The following is a 3528-nucleotide window of genomic DNA, read 5'->3' as shown; positions in this document are numbered from 1 at the left end:
TGTCGTTGTCGTGGTCGGATTACTCGATTACGACAACGACAACGACAACGACAACGTATCCGGGATCTCGGTCACCACATCAGTTCTGATCGCACCCGGCGGTGGCGGCGCGTCCGACGCTCAGCCCCGATGGGAGCGGACCCTGGTGACCGGCACGGCGCTGCACGGGTCGTCCGGCCAGGCGTGTTTGGGGTAGCGACCGCGCAACTCCTTGCGGACCTCCGGGTAGCCGCGGGCCCAGAAGCCGGCCAGGTCGCGGGTGATCTGGACCGGGCGGCCGGCGGGCGAGAGCAGGTGCAGCATCACCGGGACCCGGCCGGCGCACAGGCTGGGGGTCTCCCGGGTGCCGAACAGCTCTTGGACCGGCACCGGCAGGACCGGCTCCGGACCGGCCAGGTAGTCGAGCCGCCGCCGGTTGCCGGCGGGGGTGGTCAGGGTCTCGGGGGCCAGGGCGTCGAGGCGCGCACGCTGCCCCCAGTCGAGCATCCCGGCGAGGATCTCGGCCAAGCGCAGGGCGCGCACCTCCGCGAGGCTGCGCTTGCCCTGGAGCCAGGACGCGAGCCAATCGTCCAGGTCCGCGCACAGGCGCGCGTCGCCGAGGTCGGGCCAGTCGCCTGCCGGGTCGTGGGTGCGCAGGAGGCTGACCCGCGCCTGGAACTGGCGCGCCGCCGAGTCCCAGGGCAGGGCGCGCTCGAACTGGCGTGCCACCTGTTCCAGGAGCAGCGCCAGGGCCCGCCCCGGGTCCGCCGTGGGGAGCGGCTGGGAGTCCAGGACCAGGGCGCCGAGCCGGGATTCACGGCGTGCCGTCACGCTCTCCCGCGTCGCGTCCCAGGCCAGCGCCTCGGTGGTCTGGATGCGCTCGGCCAACGTGCTGCGCAACGCGGCCTCGCTGATCGGCAGGGCGAGTTGGATGCGGGCATCGGGGCCGCGGGCGTCCAGTTCCGCCGCCACCAGGTAGGGGTGGACCGCCAGGGCATCGTCGCGCGGCAGTTCGGCACCGGTGCCCCCGGCCAGCAGATAGCGCGACCCGGCGGCGCCCCGGCGTTGGCAGACCCGGTCGGGATAGGCGAGCGCGAGCAGGGCGCCGGCCTCCAGCGGGGGGGCCGGGTCGGTGTCCGTCGCCGCCGCACGCCCGGCCCGCTCCGGGTCCGGCACCAGTCGGCGGCTCAGTCGGTCGACGGTGATGAGGCGCCCGCGTTCCATGTCGCGCCCGGCACGGCCCTCCCGGAAGGCCGCCAGGGCGCCCAGGCGCAGGCCCAGGTCCGCCGGGCGCCCCGTCCCCGGGGTGCCGGTCCAGCCGTCGCGCTCGGCCAGCAGGGCCGCGAGATCCGCGGAGCGGCGCGCCTCCCGGCCGGGCCGGGCGGCGCACAGCATCCGCCCCAGGCGCGGGTGCAGGGGCAGTTCCGCCAACCGGCGCCCGAGCGGGGTGATGGCCCCGGAGAGGTCCAGTGCCCCCAGGTCGCGGAGCAGGTCGACCGCCTGGAGCCAGGCGGGGGCGGGCGGCGGGTCCAGCCAGCGCAGGGCGGCGGGGTCGCGCAGGCCCCACAGGGCCAGATCCAGGGCCAGGGGTGCCAGGTCCGCGTCCAGGATCTCGGCGCGCCGGTGCGGGGCGCGGCCGACCTCCTGGGCGCGTGTCCACAGGCGGTAGCAGACGCCGGGGCCGAGCCGCCCGGCGCGCCCGGCGCGCTGCTCGGCAGACGCGAGCGGGATCGGCTCGGTCACCAGGCGGGTGAGCCCGGAGCCGGCGTGAAAACGGGGTTTGCGGGCCAGCCCGCCGTCGATGACCGTGGTCACCCCCTCGATGGTGACGCTGGTCTCGGCGATATCGGTGGCGAGTACCACCCGGCGGCCCGCCCCCGGCCCGGGGACCAGGGCGCGTTGCTGTTCCGCCACGGTTAGTGATCCATGCAGCGGCAGCACTGCGATCCCCTCGCCCAGGGTGCCGGACAGACGGGCGCACACCCGCTCGATCTCCCCGGTGCCGGGCAGGAAGGCGAGGAGGTCGCCGGGCTGGTCGCGCAGCGCCTCGCGGACCGTCTGTTCCATGGCGGTCAGTGGGTCGCGCGGCGGGACCTCCAGATAGCGTACCGCCACGGGGAAGCTGCGCCCTGCGGCGCTGATCACCGGGGCCGCGCCCAGCAGGCGGGCGACCGCGTCCGCCTCCAGGGTGGCGGACATGACGAGCAGGCGTAGGTCCGGGCGCAGGGCCGCGGCCAGGTCGAGCGCCAGCGCGAGCCCCAGGTCCGCCTGGAGGCTGCGTTCGTGGAATTCGTCGAAGATCAGGAGCCCGACGCCGGAGAGTTCAGGGTCCGACTGGAGTCGGCGGGTGAGGATGCCCTCGGTCAGGACCTGGATGCGGGTGCCGGCCCCGATCCGCCGCTCGAAGCGGACCTGGTAGCCGACCGTTTCCCCGACCGTCTCGCCCAGCAGGTGCGCCATCCGGGCGGCGGCCATGCGGGCGGCCGGGCGCCGCGGTTCCAGCATCAGAATAGTGCCGCCCATCAGCCAAGGGGCGTCGCGCAGGAGCAGCGGGACCCTGGTGGTCTTGCCGGAGCCGGGCGGGGCGGTGAGGACCGCATGGCCCCGGGCCAGGGCGGTCGCCAGTAGCGGCAGGGCGCCGTCGACCGGCAGCGGCGCCCCGAGGCCGCTCGGGCTCAGGACGCGGCCGGCGCCTCGGTCTCGCCCTCAGCGACCGGCTCCGGGACGGGCTTGGGCCGCGGCTGCGTGATCAAGGCCTCGGCCAACAGAATTTTGGTCTTGTCACCGGCCTTGACCCACTGCTTCTTGGCCTTGACCGCGTAGCGGCCGGACTTCTTCTGGTAGATGGTGTATTCGGCGGTTTGCTTGATCTGCTGCATAGTGGATTCGGTCGTTAGCGCGTAGGGTCCGCTACGCGGACCAGAAGCCTCTCGGCGAGCGAGAGGGTCGAGGTGCTGACCCGGTCAGTCCGGGTCCCGGTCGCCGGCCTTCGGCAGGACCTTTGGTGCGTCCGGGTCGCGTTGGATCTCGATCCGGAATTGTGCGACCAGGGCCGCCATGGCGCCCAGGGCCGCGAGCACCGGCGCCATCAGCGTCAGCAGCCCGGCGACCCCGAGACCGACGTTTAGCGGGATCTCCATGAGCGACTCGCCGGTCGGCCGGCGCACCACCAGCCGGCGCACGCTGCCCTGTTGGATCAGTGCCTTGACCTTGTCCACCAGGTCACTCCCGGCGACGGTGATCTCCTCGGTCAGGGGTCGTTGGTCCTTGTCGAACATGGGGGCTCGCCTGCGGTGGTGGATCGAAGGGCGGAACTGTAACCCCGCAAAGGGCATTTGTCACGCCAAGGCGCCAAGCCCGCCAAGGTTTTTCAGTGCCTTATCGGCGGCGGGCGATTCACCCGGCGGGTGATCCGGATGTTGGAGCTACCCTACTGTATTTCTTGGCGGGCTTGGTGCCTTGGCGTGAGTAACTGCCGGGTTTGGGTTAACGTTGTCGTTGTCGTTGTCGTTGTCGTAATCGAGGTTATCGTAGCGCCCCGGATTCTCT

Annotated in this window: 4 protein-coding genes; 1 reads left to right on the top strand and 3 read right to left on the bottom strand. The window is 72.9% G+C overall.

Annotated elements, in window-relative coordinates:
- Positions 1-196: hypothetical protein (locus tag QZY48_RS27215; RefSeq protein WP_295436710.1), on the top strand; the 196-nt coding region annotated here is incomplete at its 5' end.
- On the opposite strand, the gene hrpB is transcribed toward QZY48_RS27215, so the two are convergent.
- The 3 genes from hrpB to QZY48_RS27200 form a co-directional block, all read right to left on the bottom strand.
- A complete protein-coding gene (hrpB, locus tag QZY48_RS27210) occupies positions 121-2631 on the bottom strand; it encodes an ATP-dependent helicase HrpB (protein WP_295436712.1) in 2511 nt (836 codons plus the stop codon). The genes QZY48_RS27215 and hrpB overlap by 76 nt on opposite strands.
- A gap of 23 nt (positions 2632-2654) precedes the next feature.
- Positions 2655-2858: a hypothetical protein gene (locus QZY48_RS27205; protein ID WP_100921789.1), complete on the bottom strand. Its 204-nt coding sequence runs from the start codon at positions 2856-2858 to the stop codon at positions 2655-2657.
- An 84-nt stretch (positions 2859-2942) separates the two neighbouring features.
- Complete coding sequence (locus QZY48_RS27200; RefSeq protein ID WP_295436709.1) at positions 2943-3257, bottom strand: DUF4342 domain-containing protein; 315 nt, start codon at positions 3255-3257, stop codon at positions 2943-2945.
- Positions 3258-3528 lie beyond the last annotated feature (271 nt).

The sequence above is a fragment of the uncultured Thiodictyon sp. genome (assembly GCF_903828115.1).
Taxonomy (GTDB): domain Bacteria; phylum Pseudomonadota; class Gammaproteobacteria; order Chromatiales; family Chromatiaceae; genus Thiodictyon.
Note: the sequence above shows the minus strand (reverse complement) of the source record. Positions and strands in the feature narration are given on the sequence as shown.

What these genes read in the sequence shown, in the direction of transcription:
- QZY48_RS27205 (WP_100921789.1), bottom strand. Translation starts at nt 2,858, where the DNA reads ATGCAGCAGATCAAGCAAACCGCCGAATACACCATCTACCAGAAGAAG.
- QZY48_RS27200 (WP_295436709.1), bottom strand. Translation starts at nt 3,257, where the DNA reads ATGTTCGACAAGGACCAACGACCCCTGACCGAGGAGATCACCGTCGCC.